General features: G+C 62.1%; 18 protein-coding genes and 1 pseudogene. 1 reads left to right on the forward strand and 18 read right to left on the reverse strand.

From position 1 onward, the window contains the following. Positions 1–9: 9 nt before the first annotated feature. Genes LB545_RS15380 through LB545_RS15405 form a run of 6 tightly spaced genes read right to left on the reverse strand, consistent with a single transcriptional unit; the run spans position 10 to position 6,894 of the window. Positions 10–1,572 (reverse strand): glycosyltransferase, encoded by a 1,563-nt coding sequence (locus tag LB545_RS15380; protein WP_224705383.1) that lies wholly within the window; start codon positions 1,570–1,572, stop codon positions 10–12. Further along, positions 1,569–2,750 carry an NAD-dependent epimerase/dehydratase family protein gene (locus LB545_RS15385; RefSeq protein WP_318012487.1) on the reverse strand — a complete coding sequence of 394 codons (1,182 nt, stop codon included), beginning with the start codon at positions 2,748–2,750 and terminating at the stop codon, positions 1,569–1,571. The genes LB545_RS15380 and LB545_RS15385 overlap by 4 nt, the downstream gene beginning before the upstream one ends. Continuing rightward, a complete protein-coding gene (locus tag LB545_RS15390) occupies positions 2,660–3,763 on the reverse strand; it encodes a Gfo/Idh/MocA family protein (protein ID WP_224681397.1) in 1,104 nt (367 codons plus the stop codon). Before LB545_RS15390 ends, LB545_RS15385 begins: the two co-directional genes overlap by 91 nt. Beyond that, on the reverse strand, positions 3,747–4,739 hold the full coding sequence (locus LB545_RS15395) for a glycosyltransferase family 2 protein (protein ID WP_140672443.1): 993 nt from the start codon (positions 4,737–4,739) through the stop codon (positions 3,747–3,749). Before LB545_RS15395 ends, LB545_RS15390 begins: the two co-directional genes overlap by 17 nt. Further along, complete coding sequence (locus LB545_RS15400; RefSeq protein WP_140517478.1) at positions 4,736–5,752, reverse strand: glycosyltransferase family 2 protein; 1,017 nt, start codon at positions 5,750–5,752, stop codon at positions 4,736–4,738. The genes LB545_RS15395 and LB545_RS15400 overlap by 4 nt, the downstream gene beginning before the upstream one ends. After that, a complete protein-coding gene (locus tag LB545_RS15405; RefSeq protein WP_181170979.1) occupies positions 5,749–6,894 on the reverse strand; it encodes a glycosyltransferase family 2 protein in 1,146 nt (381 codons plus the stop codon). The genes LB545_RS15400 and LB545_RS15405 overlap by 4 nt, the downstream gene beginning before the upstream one ends. A gap of 611 nt (positions 6,895–7,505) precedes the next feature. Between LB545_RS15405 and LB545_RS15410 the strand changes: the two genes are divergently transcribed. Beyond that, entirely contained in the window at positions 7,506–7,730 is a 225-nt protein-coding gene (locus LB545_RS15410; RefSeq protein ID WP_224655852.1) for a hypothetical protein, read from the forward strand. Between the two features lie 103 nt (positions 7,731–7,833). Here the strand turns inward: LB545_RS15410 and LB545_RS15415 are convergent, their stop codons facing one another. The 12 genes and pseudogenes from LB545_RS15415 to LB545_RS15470 form a co-directional block, all read right to left on the reverse strand. Continuing rightward, entirely contained in the window at positions 7,834–8,955 is a 1,122-nt protein-coding gene (locus LB545_RS15415) for an aminotransferase class I/II-fold pyridoxal phosphate-dependent enzyme (protein ID WP_224705384.1), read from the reverse strand. Between the two features lie 11 nt (positions 8,956–8,966). After that, positions 8,967–10,226 carry a cysteine desulfurase-like protein gene (locus LB545_RS15420; protein WP_140500672.1) on the reverse strand — a complete coding sequence of 420 codons (1,260 nt, stop codon included), beginning with the start codon at positions 10,224–10,226 and terminating at the stop codon, positions 8,967–8,969. An 11-nt stretch (positions 10,227–10,237) separates the two neighbouring features. Continuing rightward, on the reverse strand, positions 10,238–11,227 hold the full coding sequence (locus LB545_RS15425) for a pyridoxal-phosphate dependent enzyme (RefSeq protein ID WP_224705385.1): 990 nt from the start codon (positions 11,225–11,227) through the stop codon (positions 10,238–10,240). A gap of 14 nt (positions 11,228–11,241) precedes the next feature. Continuing rightward, a complete protein-coding gene (locus LB545_RS15430; RefSeq protein WP_224705388.1) occupies positions 11,242–12,228 on the reverse strand; it encodes an ornithine cyclodeaminase family protein in 987 nt (328 codons plus the stop codon). A gap of 11 nt (positions 12,229–12,239) precedes the next feature. Beyond that, positions 12,240–13,364: an aminotransferase class I/II-fold pyridoxal phosphate-dependent enzyme gene (locus LB545_RS15435; protein WP_140500675.1), complete on the reverse strand. Its 1,125-nt coding sequence runs from the start codon at positions 13,362–13,364 to the stop codon at positions 12,240–12,242. A gap of 20 nt (positions 13,365–13,384) precedes the next feature. Then, positions 13,385–14,194, reverse strand: coding sequence for a histidinol-phosphatase (gene hisN / locus LB545_RS15440; protein ID WP_140500676.1), 810 nt, complete (start codon positions 14,192–14,194; stop codon positions 13,385–13,387). Next, on the reverse strand, positions 14,181–14,915 hold the full coding sequence (locus LB545_RS15445) for an ABC transporter permease (RefSeq protein ID WP_140500677.1): 735 nt from the start codon (positions 14,913–14,915) through the stop codon (positions 14,181–14,183). The genes hisN and LB545_RS15445 overlap by 14 nt, the downstream gene beginning before the upstream one ends. Next, on the reverse strand, positions 14,912–15,610 hold the full coding sequence (locus LB545_RS15450) for an ABC transporter permease (RefSeq protein WP_140517485.1): 699 nt from the start codon (positions 15,608–15,610) through the stop codon (positions 14,912–14,914). The genes LB545_RS15445 and LB545_RS15450 overlap by 4 nt, the downstream gene beginning before the upstream one ends. A gap of 77 nt (positions 15,611–15,687) precedes the next feature. Then, positions 15,688–16,479 carry a transporter substrate-binding domain-containing protein gene (locus tag LB545_RS15455; protein WP_181165247.1) on the reverse strand — a complete coding sequence of 264 codons (792 nt, stop codon included), beginning with the start codon at positions 16,477–16,479 and terminating at the stop codon, positions 15,688–15,690. 25 nt (positions 16,480–16,504) lie between these two features. Then, complete coding sequence (locus LB545_RS15460) at positions 16,505–17,269, reverse strand: ABC transporter ATP-binding protein (protein WP_140500680.1); 765 nt, start codon at positions 17,267–17,269, stop codon at positions 16,505–16,507. A 129-nt stretch (positions 17,270–17,398) separates the two neighbouring features. After that, positions 17,399–18,880 carry a PLP-dependent aminotransferase family protein gene (locus tag LB545_RS15465; RefSeq protein ID WP_140663443.1) on the reverse strand — a complete coding sequence of 494 codons (1,482 nt, stop codon included), beginning with the start codon at positions 18,878–18,880 and terminating at the stop codon, positions 17,399–17,401. A gap of 223 nt (positions 18,881–19,103) precedes the next feature. Next, positions 19,104–19,214, reverse strand: a pseudogene (locus LB545_RS15470) (integrase); the annotation flags it as partial. Positions 19,215–19,265: the final 51 nt, after the last annotated feature.

Here is a 19,265-nt window from a genome sequence, read left to right on the forward strand (position 1 = left end):
TCACGCCGCTCATCGCCTGAAAGCGCGCGCGGCGACAATCACCGGGCAACATGGGTCATGCACATCGAGCATTGCCGAATTCAGCTCATGCTCCGCCAAGCCATAGAGAAACCCGGTAGCCGAATAGGCGTTTCCATAGTGGCGGACTTCGACATTCTCCACCCCGAACCTGTCTGAGAGAAGCCGGCCCAGTGCCGCCGGGGTTATCGACCAGAACCAGCTCTCGCCCCATTCTCCTCGGTCAATCGGGCTTACCCAAGGGACCGTGACCAGAAGCACGCCTCCCGGTTTCAGCATCCGCCATAGGGTTGCAACCGCGACAGGCATGTTGAAAAGGAGGTGCAGTGTCTGGGTGAGCACGATGCAGTCAAATGTCTCGGGCGGCAGGTCGTCGCCGTTGGCCAGATCGCCCACGAAGGTTGTCAGCGGGTGACCTTCATATCGGTTTAGAACGTCGCTCCTGGCAACTCGACTGCCTCCGAAGCGGGTCGTATAGGCGTTGTCCCCGATCTCCAGAACCCTGCCGGATATGTTCAGCGAACATGATGCGAGGAAAGTCTCGACATAGCGGCGGTCCACTGGCTTGCCGCGATCAAAACCGAAATTTGTACTGAAGGGCAGCGGGCGGCTGAGGTCACCGAACCGGACGCCTGAGCGGCGCCGACTTGACCAACCCTTGAAACGCTGCCGCAGCATCATGGTGGTCTGCAATGGTGCTGCGAGCGAAACGGCAATGGTGTTCAGGAACTGACCGCCGAGCGAAGAACGGGATCGAACCGCTGTACTAAGCTGTCCCAGTTGCATGTGCGCATAATAGCGTTTCCAATTTTCGACGCCCTGATGGTAGGCGGCCGTCCAGTCTGGATTGGTCCGCGCACGATTCCTCTGCCGGCCAAGGACTTTTAGCGCCGCGCGCAACATCATCGGATTGCTGTTGGACATATTCGTTGCGTGCCTGCGGTAATCTGCGAGACACTCCGGGGTGCATGCGGCCTTGTTTGCCCGAGACAGGCGAAGGTAGACGTCGTAGTCCTCGCAAGCCCGCAGGGATCGGTCAAATCCGCCAGCGGCATCCAATGTGCTACGCCGATAGAGCACTGTCGCATGCATTCCAATCAGGTTGCCGGTCAAGAATCCGGCATACGGGTCCTCTCCCACCGGCCTCAGCGGAACTGAATTCCTGACTGCGCCGGCCTCATCGATGTAGCAATAGGCTCCATAGACCAAGGCGCAATCCGGACTGTCATGGAACAAAGCAAGATTGGTAGCGAGCGCCGTCGGGCGCAGCCTGTCATCGGCATCCAGGAACGCGATGAATTCGCCACGTGCTGCCTTCATTCCCGTATTGCGGGCAGCGGCTAAACCCTGGTTTTCTTGGCGGATGTAGTGGACGTCGACATACCGGCGAACAACATTTTCGGGATTGTCGAACGAACCATCGTCCACAACGATGATCTCATCGGGCCGCACGCTCTGGTTCCGGACACTGTCGATCGCTTCCGCGAGAAATCGAGCATGGTTATAGGTCGTAATGACAACCGAGACACAGGCTGCGGCGGGTCTGACGGTCATCTTTCGCCCACTTGGCTCTGCGCAGTCGGGTAGCCGGCAAAGGTTAGCCATGCGACTGAGCGCCGACATGCCTCCTCGAAGCCGACCACCGGCTGGTATCCGAGCTCGCGCTCGGCCTTGGCCGACGGGAGTTTCACCCGACACCGGTGCAACAGCGCACGTTCTTCAGATACCTTGATCTTTGGAGCCATAGGCGGCCTCTGATCGAGCCCTGATTTCCGCCACTCGGCATAGCCTACCTTTAGTCCGCTACGAACGGGTCTCGGGAGGCTTCGGACAAGCCGCCGGTAAAGGTCGCCATCTCTCAGCCATTGTGTCCAGTTCGGCGCGAATGACAATGGCGCGGAAACCGAAATCGCAGCCAGGTCGAAGCCCAATGCCTCGGCGATCGGGCGGCAAAGATCTGCCCAACTTATCCTTTCGCGGTCCCCGACCAGATAGGTTCGCCCAGCCGCCTCGGGCACTTCGATGGCAAGCTTGATCGCATGAACGACATTGTCGACATAAGCGCTGTTGCAGATGCCATGGCCGCCATCCACCAGATAGGCAGAGCCGTCGAGGAGATCGTTGGCGAAGCCCCCCGTCCAGCTGGAGCGCGGGCCAAAGACAATTCCGGGCCGCAGTACCACCACCTGGACTGCACCGTCCCGTGACAATTCCCCGAGACGACGTTCAGCACGAACCTTGGCATTGTTGTACTCGACCGTCTGGCCGTCGTGCAGCGCGCTCGTTTCGTCCGTTCCGGGCGGCGGCGATTGGCCATGAACGGATGCGCTACTGAGGTAGACCAGGCGAACGACGCCCGCAGCGGCGGCGGCACGATAGACAGGCTCGACGGCATCGACGATCGTGCGACTATCACCGGCAACTGCATGAACAACGGACTGACAGCCAAGAAGGGCCGCAGTAAGAGCCGGAACGTCATGCGCGTCCGCCACCCTTCCATCGATCGCAAAGCGGGACAGGCTGGCGAAAGCACTCGGCCTGCGAACGATCGGCCTCACCTCAGCCCAGCCGGAAAGATGCAGCAACTCCACTGTCCGGCAACCTATGAAGCCGTTGGCGCCAAGCACGGCAACAGTGCCGGTCATTGTCTGGTCTCGGCGGAAGCAATGACGTGGCGAAAGTCTTCTGCTCCGAGCCAAGGCATGTCCAGCCGTTTCCGTCTGGCATAGCATTCCTCGATTCGCTTGAGCACGTTGCGCCCCGCTGTGGCTGACCCGGAAAGGAGGGTTCCATTTCGGACCGTGTCGACCAAGTCCGAAATCTGATCGCAGAACGCATCGACGAAATCGCGCGACCGGTCGTCGGTGTTGGTGAAGGAGGCGGTGGCTGCCGTGCGGCATCCTTTCAAGGCGATCTCTACAAGCTCAGTCTCATTGACTGCCCAAGAAATCGAGCCACGTTCGCCCTCAAGACGGTAAAGGTTCGGACGAGCCCAATCACGGCTCAGCCGGACCGTTGCCTCGAAGCCGCCAAAACCTAACCGGACAAGGCAGTTCGCCTCGACGCCGCCCATTGCGTCATCGGCGTAGTGGATTTCATGGGGCTCTCCGAACCACCAGGTCAGGAGGTCAAGGCAATGCGTGCCTATGTCCTGAAGCACGCCACCGCCGGATTCCGCGCGGCTGAAATAGCTCGTCGAAGCGACAGGCCACTGGAAAGGGCCACCCTCAAAACAACAGACACCTTGAATTTTTCCGATCAATCCGCCCTCGACCATGGCCTTTATCGATCGGGTGGCAGGGAACTGCCTTCTGACGAGGCCTGTTGCCACATGCAGATTGTTGGCTGCCGCTACCGCCAGGATAAGTTCTGCGTCGGAGCTGCTCGTGGCCATCGGCTTCTCGCATAGAACATGCATGCCGGCCCGCAACGCCTGCATCGACTGATCAAGATGGTATCGAGGCGGGGAAGCGATGATCGCCACATCGGCGCCCACAGCCAGAAGGCCGTCGAAACTGGCTGCAACCTTCGCTCCGGGCAGCCGCGCCTGTACGACCGCGGCGGATTTCGCTTCGGGATCAAAGATGGCTGCGACTGCGATCTGGCCTCTGCCTTGAAGGCGCGACAGCGCTTCCGCATAGTAGAGCTTCGTGACGGCGCCACATCCGGCCAAAACGAGACGGACAGGCTCACCTTGCCGCAGCCGTGCCGGCTGCCGTTGCACAGTTTCAATTTGGGCGGACAATCTCGCCTCCCTGCTTCGCAACGAGCCACAGCATACGTCCAATTGTCTTGAGCGACGGATCGAGGTGGAAGGCTTCACTCATTTGCGCGAGGCATCCAGCCCAATCACCAGAGCCAAGCAGCCGCCGTCCGGTTTCGAGAGCGCTTTGCGAATAAGTCCGCCGAGCCGATGCGGCGACATCGTCCGCGAGTTCGCTTGGAAGATAGCTCTTGAAAATATCAATCGCCATTCGCGTGTAGGCCATGTCCGCGGCATTCCGGATATGGCGCCCTGTGTTCGATTGCGGGTGCATCCGATAAAGCGCAAGGGCTTGCGGTTCGTACCAGACAGGAAAACGAGAAGCGATGCGTATCCACATCTCCCAGTCTTCGCTGCATTTCAGCCGCCGGTCGAAGCCGCCGAGTTCTTCGTAGACCGCGCGTCGGACCGCGATGGACGGCGTCATGATGCGCTGTTCGAGCGCCAATCGGACCACCGCATTCTCAAGCCTTCCGGAGATTGACTGCATTGCAGGTTCGATTGACAACTCCTGTCCGTGGGCGTCCATGAAGACCGTCCGGCAGAACGCCGCTCCTACTCTCGGATCCGCATCGAAACCCCGACCGAGCAATTCGTAAAATTCTGGTCGGACGGCATCGTCGCCGTGCAGGAGATGGACAAGTTCCCCCTGGGCTCGGCTCAGACAGGTATGGAAGTTGCCGATGTGGCCGAGGTTTTGCGGCTGGCGGAAAAAGCCGACACGCCTTCCCCCGATTTCGTTCACGACTTTTTGCGGATCGTCGGACGAACAATCGTCAACCACTTCGATCTGCATATGAGCCGGGTCAGGGGCTTGCGCGAGCACGCTTTGCAGCGTTGAGGCAAGAAAGCGGGCGCTATTATAGACGGGGATCATCACCGACCACTTCGGACGAACAGCCGCCTGTGGCAATGACGGGACCGGATCGCGATTCTCGAAGTTGCGGAAAGCCGTCATCTCCCGAGCACCGAGGATTTCAGCAGGAGCAGTGCCAACCGCGCGATATCGCGTTTCGGCACGTTGTTTCCGCCAGTGCCGCTTCGCAGCAATCGTAGGAAGCACGATCTGGCCGACGGCAAGTCACCTCCGTTCAGATACTGCTTCGACCATTCGTAAAAGTAGCGGGAACAGCCGCCACGGGCAAACTGTGCCCCACGGGCATCCATGACATTCGCCATTCGCCGGTAGAATCCCTCGATCGCATCAAGCCTGAGCGGGCTTGGCAGCGCCGATACAAGCCCACCCGGGTGCAGACGATAGATACCTGCCACCTCGTCGACAAAGGCGAGGTCTGCTGTCTTTGCGCAATGCACATACAGCGGCCAATCAGTAATCGGAAAGAAATCTGCATACCAAGACGGTACATCCCGAACGCACGCGGTTCGCATCATACCGCCGCAAGTGGCGAAGGGATTGCCTTCCCAAATTTCCCTTTGTGTGATTAAGGGCTTCTGATCCCGTGGCGTCCACCGCCGCGACGTGATCTCGTCGCCGTGCGCCACGAGCGCATTGTAAAATATGGCCGAGAGCTCAGGATGCGCGTCAAGATGGGCCACCTGATCTCGCAGCTTGGTCTTGGATGTCCACAGGTCGTCGCCATCAAGGATCGAGACATAGCGCCCGCGCGCAACCCGGAGTCCTCTCGCAACGACCTCGTTGGATCTCAAATTGCTGCCAGAATAGATCGCCGATAGTCTTTCGGGATAATCGGATACATACCGCTCCACGATCTCCCGGGTACCGTCGGTCGAAAAATCTTCGCTGATCAGGATCTCGACACCGGATTCCGTATCTTGCATGAGAACGCTGTCGATCGCTGCCGCTACGTAGCGAGCGTGATTGTAGGTGACAATGAGCACGGTCACACTGACCGTCGGTTCATTCACTGTCCGCTCAAAAGTGCATTCTGCCCTCTGAGCCAAATTGCGGCCCGACGACATCTGCTCTTCCGACAGCAGCAGCTTCTTCATTCCAAGCCTCTAAGGAGAAACGGGCTGTCTGAGCCGCTGCCCTCTTGGGGCATTGCAAAGGTTCCTCGTTCGGGATGCTGCGCCAAATAGCCTCCGCAGGGTCCAAGTTTGCTGTCCATTGCAGCCAGATTGTTGAGCAAGGCACGGTAATCGGTATTCTCGCCGCGATCGAAAAGCTCATCGACAGCGTAGTCCCAGAACGGTTTCCCGATCCCCGAGCTGCGGCCTTCGCGTTCCAGTTTGGTTCCTTGCTTCGCCTTGCGCCGGAAAATGGCAAGCGTCGCACCGACGACTTTCGCGAACTGCGAGGGCGATCGCCAGAGCACTCTGGCGAAGTTCATGCCGACGGCAGCAAAGCGGCGCCTTTTAAGCCCGAGCCTGGCGATCTCGACATCGTTACGGAACATCACATCCGATAGGATCGGGCTCACCATCTCGCTGCAGCGAGCAAAGAGGCTCTCGAGCACCATCCGACGCGAGATGAGCATTCGGACGAAATCTTGCGACATGGCTCCTGGCGTTCGGCGGTATCCGACCAAGTGCTCCTTGACGACATCGAATCGGTATTTCGAGGCGATACTCAATTGGAGGAAGAAGTCCTCACAACCCTCCGCACCGTTTTCGCGCAGTCGCGAGGAATAGCCACCCATTTCGAGTAAGACATCGCGCCGGAACATTGCCGAACTTCCGTGACCGATAAAGTTCTGTCCGAGATGCTGCATGAATACCCATCCGTGCGGGTGCATGCGCTTAGGCGTAATGATCGCCTTATCATCGGCATCGATCGTCCGGTAAAGCGTATAGACAAGCCCAACATCATTGCCTGCTGCAGCGAAAACACGCAGCTGCTTTTCGAGTTTGGTTGGGTGCCAGAGATCGTCGGCGTCTATAGGAGCTATATAGATGCCTTTGCTTGCACGTATCCCCGTATTCCGCGCCGACGCGACGCCACTGTTCTTCTGTTGTAGCAACTTGATACGCGGATCGTCATTGGATAGTCGGCGGACAATTGATGCAGTTTCATCAATCGAACCGTCGTCAACGACTATTATTTCGATGTTTCTGTATGTCTGGTTTATCACCGACGCCAAGGTGCGTTCGATAAATTGTTCTGCGTTGTAGGCAGGGATAATGACAGCCACGAATGCGTGAGTAGGACATTGTGAGTTGCTCGTAGAACAACTCCCCTTGGTGCGGCCACTTCCCTTCACTGTCACCCGGCCTCTGAGCTCTGCATGTACTGCTAAACGGCTGTTGTCCGGCTCACTAACATTTTGGGCCACGCACACTGGACGGCCCTCGCCCGGCCTTCTTAGGTGGCCGATCCATTCTCTTTGTGCCACAGCCCATAGCGTATTTTCCTTTCGCCCCTGACCGACTTGGGGTTCGAAAACTCACGCAATAGCCCACGCTGCACCCTGACTAAGTGACCCAAAATGATCTCGCCCGTGCGTAGAGCCGCCCACGCAGAGTGGCGGATCCGAGAGTATCTGCTGTTCCTGCAATCTATGCCCCTGGATGGCGAGTAGATAGATCGTCAAAAGCGGTACCCGTTAAGGAAAATTCGCGACCGTTTCGGGATGCCCCGAGAATAAACGCTCTCTTTGCTGCGCGCGTTCACGAATGTCACGAGCTGACTGAATCGCACCCAAGGCTGCGGAAATTCGCGTTCCATCTGGAGTTCGCCCCTGGGACCGGACAAATTGAACAAGCAGAATTGACTTGGAAGCCGGGCTTTCGAAGGATGGAAGCGATGGTGACTTATCGCACGCACAGCATCGAGTTCAAACGTCAAGTAGTGCAGGAGTTCCTCTCTGGCGAGACGCTGCATGGTCTCGCCAGGCGGCACGAACTGCCGCGTAAACCTGATCCGCATCTGGGTCCTGAATTACGAGGCCGGCTCCTTCGACGAGACGTGGCGGCGGCTGACACGATGCAGACGTATGAGCGCGGATCGCAGCGTTGGAGCGGCTGGTAGGCCGACAAGCCTTGGATCGAGTTTCCAAAGGGCTCTGAAAAGCGTGCCACGTCCCAGAGGCGGGACTACATCCGCCTTCGGCGGCAGGACATCGCCGTATATGTCACGACCTTTGCCGGGAAGAATGCTTGCGAATCGCTGCGGAGATCGCCGCCAGGCCACCCCGCAGTTCGTCCTCAAGAGGATAGAGGAAGCCGATACGCATGTGGTTGCGCGGCATCTCGAACCAGTGGCCCGGACCGACATAGGTGCCATAGCTTTCCAGCAGGTCGGCGTAAAAGTCGTCGAAATCGAATCCCGGACCATGACGGAAACGGGGGAAGCAGACCACGCCGCCCTGGGGCTCGACCCATTCGATCAGCTCGTCGCTCTCAATCCAATCGCGCATGATGGCAAGGCGTCCGGCCAGCACTGGCGCCTGCGCGGCGAGGAAGGCGTCGCGGCCTTCCAGGATGCGGGCGCCGATCCACTCGTCGACGACGCTGCCGCAGATGCCGATCTGCTCCTTCGCCGCCAGGAAGCGCTCCATCAAGTGCACGTCGCGCGTCATGATCCAGCCCATGCGGATGCCCGGCGCGCCGTAAGCCTTGGACAGCGAAGCCACACTGATCGCGGCGGGGCTGAGCGAGGCGGCGGGGGGCAGCATCTCGCCATGGGTCAGGTCGCGGTAGGTTTCGTCCACCAGTAGCCTGCATCCCGCCTTTTCGACCAAGGCGATCAGCGCCTCCAGTTGAGGGCGGCCGATCATCGTGCCGGTTGGGTTATGCGGGCAGGTGATGCTGACATAGCGGGTGTTCGGGCGCAGAGCGCTGGCGACGGCATCGATGTCGAGGCCGAACCGATCGTCGAATTTGAGGTCGATAAAGGTGATGCCGCAGCCGATGGCGCGCGGCGTCTCGATGTTAGTGGCATAGTTCGGCCGCACCACGACAAGATGGTCGTCGCGCGATAGAAGCGTGGTGGCGATGATGAACAGCGCGCCAGCGGCGCCGGCGGCCACCAAAACGTCGTTGGGGCCGAGGCCCTTGCCCTGCGCGGCTATCAACGCCCGAAGCTCAGGGTCGCCGCGATGCTCGCCATAGGGCAGCAGCAGGTCAGGGACGGAGAGATGGAAATCGGACAGCTTACGGTCTCGTACGGAGCTTTCCGACAGGTTGAAGCGAATGCGGTCATAGCCGTATTCCTCCGGTGATTCCTTCTCGATCACCATGCGTGCGTAGTCCATGCTTTCCCCCGTCAGGCTGCCAGCCGGGCGACGGCCAAAACGGCCTGGTCGACCTCGTCTGCTGTGGTGTAATGCGATAGGCCGAGCCGAGCGACTCCGCCTTGCTCGCGCAGACCGAGCAGGCCGGAGGCTTCATAAGCGTAGAAATCGCCGGCCCAGCCGAAGATGTTTTCGCCCGCCAGCGCGGCTGCGATCTCCTGCGGCGACCTCTTGGCCAGCCGGAAGCTGAAGGTGGGCACACGGGCGTCCAGCCGGTTGCGGCTGGCGATGCCGCAGAGCTTGAAACCGGGAATGCCGGCAACACCCGCCAGGAACCGGTCCATCAGTCCGGCTTCGTAGTCGGTCGCCGCCTCCAATCCCGCCACGATGCGCTGGCGCAGCGGCGCGGCAACGTCGACGCCGGCGCACTGCTCGCCGAGCCAAGCGATGTGCTCGATCGCCGCCTGCGTGCCGGCCTGCGCCTCGAAGGAGGGAGTGCCGGGGGTGTGGCGCCACGGCATGTCGAAGGAGGCGGGCCGCACCTTGAGCGGCGTGAGCCGGTCGCGCAGCTCCGGCCGTATATACATGACCCCGGCGTGCGGACCGAAGAACTTGTAGGCAGAGCATGCGAGCAGGTCGCAGCCGATCGCCGACACGTCGAGGGCCAAATGCGGCGCCGACTGCACGGCATCGACCATGGTGACGGCGCCGGCAGCTTTACCAGCAGCCACGATACGGGCAACGTCGTTGACGGTGCCGAAGATGTTGCTCGCGTGATTGCAGGCAACCAGACGCGTGCGCGGGCCGATCAGTTCGTCCAGCATGTCGTAGCGATATTCGAAGGTTTCGGTATCGAACTCGAGCCAGCGGACGGTGACGCCACGTTCCTCGGCTGCGATGATCCACGGGCCGACATTGCCATCATGATCCATGCGGGTAAGCACGATCTCGTCGCCCGGTTTCCAGTCGCGTGCCACCATGCGCGAAAAATGGAAGATCAGCGAGGTGCTGTTGAGGCCGAAGACGATCTCGTCCGGCTGTGCACCGAGCAAGGCGGCCGCCGCTGCATGCGCTCCCACCAAGATGCGGTCGCTATCACGCGAGGTGTGGAAGGCACCGCCCTCGTTGGCGCAGCTTCGCAGCATCACCTCGCTCATGCGCTCGACCACGCGTGCCGGTACTTGCGAGCCGCCCGGCGCGTCGAGATAGATACGTGGCTTGCCGTCGTCGGTGATCGCCAGCGCCGGGAAGGCCCCGCGCACCGCCTCGATGTCCCATCGTCCAGTCGTCATGGAATTCCCTTTCAGGTCGGTCGCACCGCCGCGATCGCGGCCGTCAGTTCGTCGTAGTCGAAATTCCCGCCGCACAGCACGATCGCATTGACTTGGCCGCGGTACCGTTCCGGGTGCTTCATCAGCCCTGCCAGCGCTAGGCCGGCTGCACCCTCGACCAATAGATGCTCTTCGATCGCGAGACGGGCGAGCGCGCCGGCGATCTCGGCTTCGGAACAGATGACCACATCGTCAACGACCGACCGGGCGCGGCCGAGCGTGACTGAATCCTCATCCATGCCGCCGGCGACGCCGTCGGCCAACGTCGGCAAGTGCTCGACATCGATCACCTTGCCCGCTTCCATCGACGCTGCCAGCGCCATGCTGTTGGCGGCCGCGCAGCCGATGATCCGCGTGCGCGGACTGAAGGCCTTCATCACGGCGCCGATGCCGCCGATCAACCCGCCGCCGCCCATGGCGATGAAGACATTGTCGATACGCGAATGCTCTTCCAGCAGTTCGAGCCCGATCGTGCCCTGGCCAGCAACAACGTCGGGATCGTTGTACGGAGATACGTAGACGAGTCCCTTCTCCTCGCCCAGGCGGCGCGCGTGCGCCTCGGACTGGCCGCTTTCGTCGCCATGCAGGATCACGTCGACGCCAAAGGACCGTATGCGCGCCAGTTTGGCCTTCGTGACATTGTGCGGAAGCACGACCGACAATTTTCGGAACAGGCGCGACGCCGCGAAGCTGGAGGCTATGCCGTGGTTGCCGGACGAGGCGGTGACGAACGGCCGGCCCCCGGTCGCATCGTCCATCGCGGTCAGCTTCGAGAAGGCGCCTCGCGCCTTGAAGGAGTTGGTGAACTGGAAATTTTCGCATTTGAACAAAACGGTGCTACCGATCGCGTCGCCGACGGCGGACGCGCCCAGCAGCGGCGTCTTCGCGATGTGGCCGCGGATGCGGGCATGCGCCCGCACGGACCGCGCGGCAGCGGCGGCGATGTCACCTTCGTTCGACATGGTTCTGTCCTGGGTCAAGAGTTTGCGGCTGTGCCGGCGCTCGCGAGGATGGCGCTGGCGATTGCCGCGTCCTCTGCGCCGAGGCCGGTCAGGTCGGCGATGCTGATGTCACCAGGCTTGCGCGTCAATGAGCCAGTCCGCAGCGATACGCCGATCTCACCGATCCGCTCTGGCTCGACGAGGCCGGCCGCGATGGCATGAGCGAACTCGCCATGGTCGATGCTCTGCAGGGCCGAATCGGCGAGCAACGTGTTGGCGCGCGCGACCAGCGTATTCTCCAATTCCTGTTTGCCGGGCGCATCGGCTCCGATGGCTGTAATGTGCGTGCCGGGCGCGATCCATTCAGCGCGCACCAGCGGCGCGGTCGCGGGCGTCGTGGTGACAATCACTTGTGAATCGGAACAAAGGTCGGCGAGCGAGCCGACTGGCGATACCTGGAGGCCAAGGTCGGCCACGTCGGCGGCGAAGCGTCCCGCCGCCGCTGGCGAGCGGCCCCATACCGCGACCGAAAGCGGCTCGCCGTGAGCCAGCGCTCGCAGCGCGCGTAACTGCATGCGTGCCTGGGTTCCGGTGCCGACGATGCCGAGGCGCGTCGCGCCCTTGGGCCAGCACAGCCGGGTCGCCAGCGCGCCGGCATAGCCAGTGCGCCAGTCGGTCAGCATGCCTTGGTCGAACAGCAGCGCTACCGGTTCGCCTGTCGTGGCCGACAGCGCCACCATCATGCCGTTGCCGCTTGGAAGGCCCTTGGTCGGATTGTCGTAGAACCCAGTCGCGACTTTGACGACGAAGATCGACGCGCCCGATACATGGGCGCATTTCACATGGCAATCGCCGTTCGCCGCCGCGAATCCCATGTGGACGACGGGCGGCTGCTGGACTGCCCCGGCGCTGTAGGCGACGAGGCTTTCGCGAACGGCCGCAATACCGGCGGCGTGGTCGAGCCGCCGCAGGATCTCCGCCCGGTCGAAGATGAGCGGCATGTTTGCGGCTGGCCTAGCCATGGTCGTTCCGTTCAGGCCGCCGAGCGGGCAAGGCCGCGCAGGAAGAGCTGCACACGTTCCAACCCGCCTTCCAGGACATGCGCCGGCGCGCCGATGCCGACGCGGAAATAGCCGTCCATGCCGTAGACGTCGCCCGGCGCGACAAGCACGCCCTGCTCGTCCTTGACGCGATGCGCCAGCTCGGTCGAATTTATCGGCAAGTGATAGCGCACGAATGCCATGCCGCCTGCCTGCGGCGGCGCCAGCGAGACCAGCCCCTCGTTGGCGCGGACCCAGCGCACCATCATGTCGACATTGCGTGACAGGAGGTCCCGGCTGCGGTCGAGGATCGCCTTGCGGCGCGCCGGCTGCAACACCATCGACGCGACCAGTTCGCTGACCGCGCCGGTAGTGATGGAGGTATAGTCCTTGCGCTGCCAGGAGGCATAGATCTCGGCAGCGGGGCCGACCAGCCAGCCGATGCGCAGGCCCGGCATCGCCATCGCCTTCGACAAGCCGCTGGTGACGATGGCTTTCTCATAAAGGTCGACGCTGCTCGGCGGCTCGAGGGTACCGTATTCGGCTCCCTTGTAGACCTCGTCCGTATGTAGCCAGATGCCGTTGGTGCGTGCGATGGCCACAATTTCCCCGAGCAGGTCCGCCGGCACCACGCGTCCGGTCGGATTGTTGGGCGTGCAGAGCGTGATGACCTTGGTGCGGGGCGAAATCGCCGCGCGGATGTCGGCCGGATCGGGCAGCCAGCCCAGTTCCTCGCGCAGCGGCACATCACGTACCACCGCGCCGAGCGCCTTCGCCCATCCCCTGATCTGCAGGTAGTTGGGGACGACGACGATGATCTCGTCGCCCGGCTCCAGCAGCGTCATCGCCATCAGAAAATTGGCTTCGGCCGAGCCGTTGGTGACCATCACCTCGTCGGCCGTACGATTCTTGTATGTGGCCGCGATCGCCTCGCGAAGGACGACGGCACCGTTCGTCCAGCCGTAACCGAGTTCGGCGGCAAGCACCTTTTCGCGTTCCTCCGGGCTCAGCAGTTCGTTGAGCGAATAGGGGTGTACCCCGCTATCGGAGAGGTTGTACTCGACGATGTTCTCGTAGAGCGACTGGATGCGTTCGAGGGTGAATTCTTCGATCTGCATGTGTGTACGATTCCTCTTCTTCAGGAAGCCGCGCGGGCCGGTGAGGTCGCGTTGGCCAGGATGCCTAGCACAGTTCTGTGCAACTCAGGTGTGGCGCTGGCCACGACGGAACGGCGGCCGGAACGGATCGTCAGCTCGCCGCCCTGCCAGTCGGTCATGACGCCACCGGCGTTACGCACGATCGGGATCAGTGCGCAATAATCGAAGGCGTCCAGCCCCCCGTCCACATTGATGTCCAGCGCGCCGTCGGCGACGCGGCCATAGGCATGGCAACCGCCGCCATAGACGCTCCAGCGCACCTGGCGGCGCAGCCTCTTGTAGGCGGCCGTATCCTTGTCGTCGAAGGATTCCGGGTTGCCGTTGCCGACAAGGGCCTCGCTAAGGTCCTGGCAGGCGCGCGTGCGTACGGGCTTGCCGTTGAGGGTGGTCGGCGAACCGTCGGCGCCCAGCCAGCGCTCGTTGGTGACGGGATTGTCGATGACCCCGAGCATGGGAACGCCGTTGCGGGCCAGCGCGATCAGCGTGCCGAAGGTCGGAATGCCGGTGATGAAGGCTTTGGTGCCGTCGATCGGATCGATGACCCAGACCCATTCCGCGTCGAGGCCGACGGACCCAAATTCCTCGCCGAGGATGCCGTGGTCGGGATACGCCTCCTGGATGCGCGCGCGCAGCCTCTCCTCGACCTCCCGGTCTACCGCGGTGACAGGGCTTGCATCGCCCTTGGAAACGAAGCCGTGTTGCTCGCTGAGCGCTTCCTGGATTGTCGCCCGGCTGACGTCTGCCAGCGAACCGGCGAAAGCCGTAAAGGTCTTGGGGTCAGATGCCGGCATTGTCGGCTCCCTCTATGAGTGGGGTTGCGGGTTCGTCCAGAGGACGCGTGTGTCGTGAAAGCCTGTATTCGAGGGCGCGCAACGCCGTGGTGAGCACGTAGGTAATGGTGAGGTAGATAAGCGCCGCGGTGATGAAGAGCTCATAGGGCGCGAAGGTGCGGGCGACGATCGTGTTGGCGGCGCCGGTCAGCTCCATGACGGTGATGGTCGAGGCGAGTGATGTGGATTTCAGCATGCTGACCACCTCGTTGCCGTAAGCCGGCAGGGCGATGCGGAAGGCGCCCGGCAGGATGATCGTGCGGTAGGTCAACGCCGTCGACATGCCGCAGGCACGCGCCGCCTCGATCTCACCGGCTGGCACCGCCTCGATGGCGCCGCGCAGGATGTAGGCGGTGTAGGCGGCCGTGTTCAGGCTGAAGGTCAGAATGGCGCACACCCAGGCCTGGCGCAGATATGGCCACAGAAAGCTGTCGCGAACGACCTCGAGCTGGGCGAGACCGTAATAGACAAGGAATATCTGGACCAGGAGCGGCGTGCCGCGGAAGAAGTAAATGTACCAGTGCAGCAGGAGGCGCACCGGCGCCGGGCCGCTGACGCGCAGGATGGCGACGGGAAGTGCCACCGCCATGCCGCAGAAGAGTGAGGCGACGAGCAGTTCGATCGTCGTGACGGTGGCCGACAGCAGCGCCGGCAAGCTCTCGACCATAAGCTCGAAGTTCATCGCGCCAGCTTCCTCTCGCCGCGCGTCGCACGCCGTTCCAGCGCGTCGACAATCGAGGTGTTCAGTATGGTGAGCAGGAGGTAGATCAGCGCCGCGGCGAGGTAGAAGCGGAAGGGTTCGCCATTGACCTGCGTCGCCATGGTGGAGATGCGCATCAGCTCCTCCAGCCCGACGATGGAGATAAGCGACGTGTCCTTGATGAGCGAGATCCAGTTGTTGCCGAGGCCGGGCAGCGCGTAGCGCCACATCAGCGGCAGGCGGATGTGGATGAAGCTGGTCGCGGCCGACATGCCGAAGGCATCTGCCGCCTCGATCTCGCCCTTGGGAATGGCGAGATAGGCGCCGCGCAGCACCTCGGCCGCGTAGCCGCCGAAGACCAGGCTGAGCGCGAAGACGCCGGCCGGCATCGCCGGCACTTCGAGAAAGTGGATGCTGGGGTCAATCATCTTCGCCAAGCCGGTCAGGGCCACCGTGCCGCCGAAATAGGCGATGAGGATGATGAGGAGTTCGGGCGTGCCGCGCACGACCAGAGTGAAGCCCCGGCCGATGGCGCGCAGCACACAGTTCGAGGAGAGCTGTGCCAGCGCGCCGAGAATGCCCCAAACGAGGCCGACCGCCAGCGACAGCAGCGCGACCTCGACGGTGGTCATGAGCCCGCTCGCGACCTCCAAACCCCATCCCTGGAAAATGTCCATCTGCCGCTCCTGCGGTGGCAAGAAGAAAGACGCCGGCCATCGGGTGAAATGGCCGGCGATGAACCGTACGGCTCGGCCTAGTTCGATGCCGGCAGCACGCTGAACGACCAGTACTTGTCGTTGATGGTCTTGAACGTGCCGTCGTCGATCATGGCCTTCATCGCCTTGTCGAGCTCGTCGCGAAGGCCGGCATCGTCCTTGCGCATGCCGATGCCCACGCCTGGCCCGAAATACTTCACGTCCTTGATCTCCGGACCGATGAATTTGTAACCCTTGCCTCGGTCCTTGTTGAGGAAGTCGTTGGCGAGCTTGATCGGGCCGGCGAAGACGAGATCGGTCCGCTTGGAGGTCAGGTCGAGCAGCATGTTGTCGGCCGTGTCGTAGAGCTGGATCGTGGCCTCAGGAAAGTTGTCTCGCATGTAGTTCTCGTAAGTTGAGGCACGCTCGATCCCGATGGTCTTGCCCTTGAGACCATCGGGGTTGGGCTTGCCGTCGTCCGTCAGCGGCTTGGCATCGCTTCCGTCCGGACCGACGAACCGGGCGGTGGAGGAGCGGTACGGGATCGAAAAGTCGATGCTCTTCTTGCGCTCGTCGGTGATCGACATCGACGCGGCGAGAAGATCGAACTTGCCGGCGACAAGGCCCGGAATAAGCGAATCGAAAGGCATGCAGACAAAGGAGGCGTCGGCGCCGAGGCGCTTGACAACTTCCTTCGCGACATCGATGTCGAAGCCGCGCAACTCGCCGTTCGCGTCCTTGTAGTTGAACGGCGGGTATGTGCATTCACTGCCGACGCGCAGGTCGCGCGCCGAGACCTGCGCGGCGAAGGCGGCGAGGCCGGCCGCAAGCATCAAGACAAGTTTTTTCATCATGTTCCCCTGTTGTTTGTCCTGTTCAAAGAACGCGCTGCAGGAAGGCCCGGCAGCGCGCCGATTGCGGATCGCCGAGAACCTGTCCCGGCGGGCCGCGCTCCTCCACCATGCCCTGGTGGAGAAAGAGCACCTCGCGCGAGATCTCGCGCGCGAAACCTATTTCATGGGTGACGACGATCATCGTGCGTCCTTCTTCGGCGAGCGTGCGCATGACCGAGAGCACCTCGCCGACCAGTTCCGGGTCGAGCGCGGAGGTCGGCTCGTCGAACAGCATCAGCTTCGGCTCCATCGCCAGCGCGCGGGCGATGCCGACGCGCTGCTGCTGGCCGCCGGAAATATGCGCGGGGTAGTGGTCGCGCTTCTCGAACAGCCCGACCTTGGCGAGATAGGCCCCGGCTCGCTGCCGGGCCTCCTGTTTGGACAGGCCGAGCACCTTCATCGGTGCAAGCATCACGTTGTCGAGCACGGTGCGCTGGCTCCACAGATTGAAGCTCTGGAAGACCATGCCGATGCGGCTGCGGATGCGATTGATCTGGCGCGCATTCAGCTTCGCGCGCCCCGAACTGCGATCCAGCGTCAATTCCTCGCCTTCCACCGCGATCGTGCCGGCGTCGGGAATTTCCAGAAGATTCATGCAGCGCAGGAAGGTGCTCTTGCCCGACCCGCTGGCGCCGATCATGGTGATCACGTCATGGGCATGGGCGACCAGGTCGACGCCTTTCAAGACTTCCAGAGCGCCGAAGCTCTTACGGATGTTATTTGCCCGCAGGACGGTGTTTTGGTCCATGTCCACTTGGTGCCCTTGCCTCCCGATCGGCTGGACACGGAGATTGTCCCGGAAGCGCGGCTGCCCAAAGAGCCAATTTCGCCGACGGGCAGCGGACCAATTCCAGTCCCGTGGGCTGTGAATGCGTCGTCAACCGTGTTCGAGGATAGTCTGCGCGAGGATGTCGACGCAACGCGGGATGCGGCGGACCGACGTGTTGCCGAAGCCCAGCACAAGACCCCTCGGCTTGGTTTCCCGGCGTGCGTAGCGCGAGAGTGGTGGGCAGTCCAGCCCCTTCTGGAGCAGTGTTCGCGATACGGCCACGTCGTCAAACGGTTCGCGTGCGTGGACGGTCAGGTGCAGGCCGGCGTGAACGTCGGGAACGTCGAAGCCGTCTCGCAGCTTTGCGCGCAGGCATTGTGTCAGGCAGGCGGCGCGATCGCGGTAGATGGTGCGCATACGCCGAAGGTGCGAGGCGAGCCGCCCCTGGTCCATGAAGTCGGCGACCAGCGCCTGGTCCGGTAGCGGTGCGTAGAAGGAGAAAATACGCTGGGCGAGGGCGAACGCCTCGACCAGCGGCATCGGCGCGATCAAATAGGCGAGCCGCAGGCCGGGCGCCAGCATGCGGTTGAACGAGCCGGCATAGATGACCCGCCGCGGATCGCGCGCGTAGAGCGTCGTCTGCGCTTCGCCCGACCAGCGGATCTCGCTATTGGAATCATCCTCGAATATCCAGCCGGGCCGGTCCGCCGCCCAATCAAGCAGCTTTTGCCGGCGATCCGACGTCATCGTGCAGCCGAACGGCCATTGCTCGGTCGGGGAGACAACGGCCATACGCGCCTCTCGGACCATCACGCCGGCGGCTTCTGTATCGAAGCCTTGCCTGTCGAGCGGGGCGGGAACGGTGACAAGGCCGAAGGCTTCCAGCGTGGCGATCTCGGGCATGTGGCAAGGATCCTCGACCAGAACGGTGTCGCCGCGGTCGAGCAGAACATGAGACGCGAGAGCGGCCGCTTGCAGCGTATTGCCGATGACGATGATCTGTTCGGGACGACAGTTGATCGCTTTAGCCTCCGCCAGATAGCCCGCGATGCGGGTGGCCAGCAGTGGCGCGCCGCGCGAATAGTCATAGCCGGTGTGGGCGCTGGCGTGCTCGCGCCAGCGGCGGCTAGCGATCTGAGCGAACTCGTCATAGGGGAACTCGTTCAGCGCCGGCACGCCGGCGCTGAGATCGTAGGTCTCGATGCGTTCGGCTGGCAGGTTCATGTCGAGCAGCGCCTGGCCGCGGCGCGAGGGTGCCGGGAGCGCATTTGGACCTGACACCGGTATGACCGCCGTCTCGGCTCGGGGGTGATTGTCTTCCGGCAGCATGGTTTCGACGAAGGTGCCGGCGCCGATCCGACGTGCGACATAGCCCTCCGTGGCAAGTCGCTCATAGGCGAGGACAACGGTGTTGCGCGAGAGCCCGAGTTCCTCGGCCATGACGCGGCTTGGCGGCAGGCGCGCTCCTGGCGCCATGATGCCATCCCGTATCCAGCGGCGCAACTGCTCGAAAAGTTGCTCGTTCAACGGCGTGCCACGGCTGCGGTCGAAGACGATCCTGTTCCAGCTGGGATAGTTGAAAGCGTGCATGTCTGTTCACCGGCTACGGCGGGACCTCACGAGCGGCGACGCAGCCATAAGGATGATCTTCCTATCGAATTGAAATCACCCTATCACATGACGAACGATGAGCAGAAAGCCTTCTCTGCATGCGTCGAATGCCAGCTTTCAGCCACTGGCAGCGTTCACCAAATGGCCGAGATGCACGCGCAAATTGTTCACGGCTCCACTCGTGAAGTGGAGCCGCTCTTGATCACACCTCAGTTGCCTCGGCAAGTTCGAGAGCATCTTCTACATCGACTCCCAGATAGCGGACCGTGTTCACGATCTTGCTATGACCGAGCAAAGACTGGATGGCTCCCAGAGGATAACTGACCTCAATCCAACAAGCATGTTTCTGACAGCTCAGCCTCCG

This window comes from Mesorhizobium sp. BR1-1-6 (assembly GCF_020165355.1).
GTDB lineage: Bacteria > Pseudomonadota > Alphaproteobacteria > Rhizobiales > Rhizobiaceae > Mesorhizobium.

Bases quoted from the DNA above. Each gene is read 5' to 3' on its own strand.
- LB545_RS15380 (WP_224705383.1), bottom strand. From the start codon at position 1,572: ATGACCGTCAGACCCGCCGCAGCCTGTGTCTCGGTTGTCATTACGACC.
- LB545_RS15385 (WP_318012487.1), bottom strand. From the start codon at position 2,750: ATGCTATGCCAGACGGAAACGGCTGGACATGCCTTGGCTCGGAGCAGA.
- LB545_RS15395 (WP_140672443.1), bottom strand. From the start codon at position 4,739: ATGACGGCTTTCCGCAACTTCGAGAATCGCGATCCGGTCCCGTCATTG.
- LB545_RS15400 (WP_140517478.1), bottom strand. From the start codon at position 5,752: ATGAAGAAGCTGCTGCTGTCGGAAGAGCAGATGTCGTCGGGCCGCAAT.
- LB545_RS15410 (WP_224655852.1), top strand. From the start codon at position 7,506: ATGGTGACTTATCGCACGCACAGCATCGAGTTCAAACGTCAAGTAGTG.
- LB545_RS15415 (WP_224705384.1), bottom strand. From the start codon at position 8,955: ATGGACTACGCACGCATGGTGATCGAGAAGGAATCACCGGAGGAATAC.
- LB545_RS15420 (WP_140500672.1), bottom strand. From the start codon at position 10,226: ATGACGACTGGACGATGGGACATCGAGGCGGTGCGCGGGGCCTTCCCG.
- LB545_RS15425 (WP_224705385.1), bottom strand. From the start codon at position 11,227: ATGTCGAACGAAGGTGACATCGCCGCCGCTGCCGCGCGGTCCGTGCGG.
- LB545_RS15430 (WP_224705388.1), bottom strand. From the start codon at position 12,228: ATGGCTAGGCCAGCCGCAAACATGCCGCTCATCTTCGACCGGGCGGAG.
- LB545_RS15435 (WP_140500675.1), bottom strand. From the start codon at position 13,364: ATGCAGATCGAAGAATTCACCCTCGAACGCATCCAGTCGCTCTACGAG.
- hisN (WP_140500676.1), bottom strand. From the start codon at position 14,194: ATGCCGGCATCTGACCCCAAGACCTTTACGGCTTTCGCCGGTTCGCTG.
- LB545_RS15445 (WP_140500677.1), bottom strand. From the start codon at position 14,915: ATGAACTTCGAGCTTATGGTCGAGAGCTTGCCGGCGCTGCTGTCGGCC.
- LB545_RS15450 (WP_140517485.1), bottom strand. From the start codon at position 15,610: ATGGACATTTTCCAGGGATGGGGTTTGGAGGTCGCGAGCGGGCTCATG.
- LB545_RS15455 (WP_181165247.1), bottom strand. From the start codon at position 16,479: ATGAAAAAACTTGTCTTGATGCTTGCGGCCGGCCTCGCCGCCTTCGCC.
- LB545_RS15460 (WP_140500680.1), bottom strand. From the start codon at position 17,269: ATGGACCAAAACACCGTCCTGCGGGCAAATAACATCCGTAAGAGCTTC.
- LB545_RS15465 (WP_140663443.1), bottom strand. From the start codon at position 18,880: ATGCACGCTTTCAACTATCCCAGCTGGAACAGGATCGTCTTCGACCGC.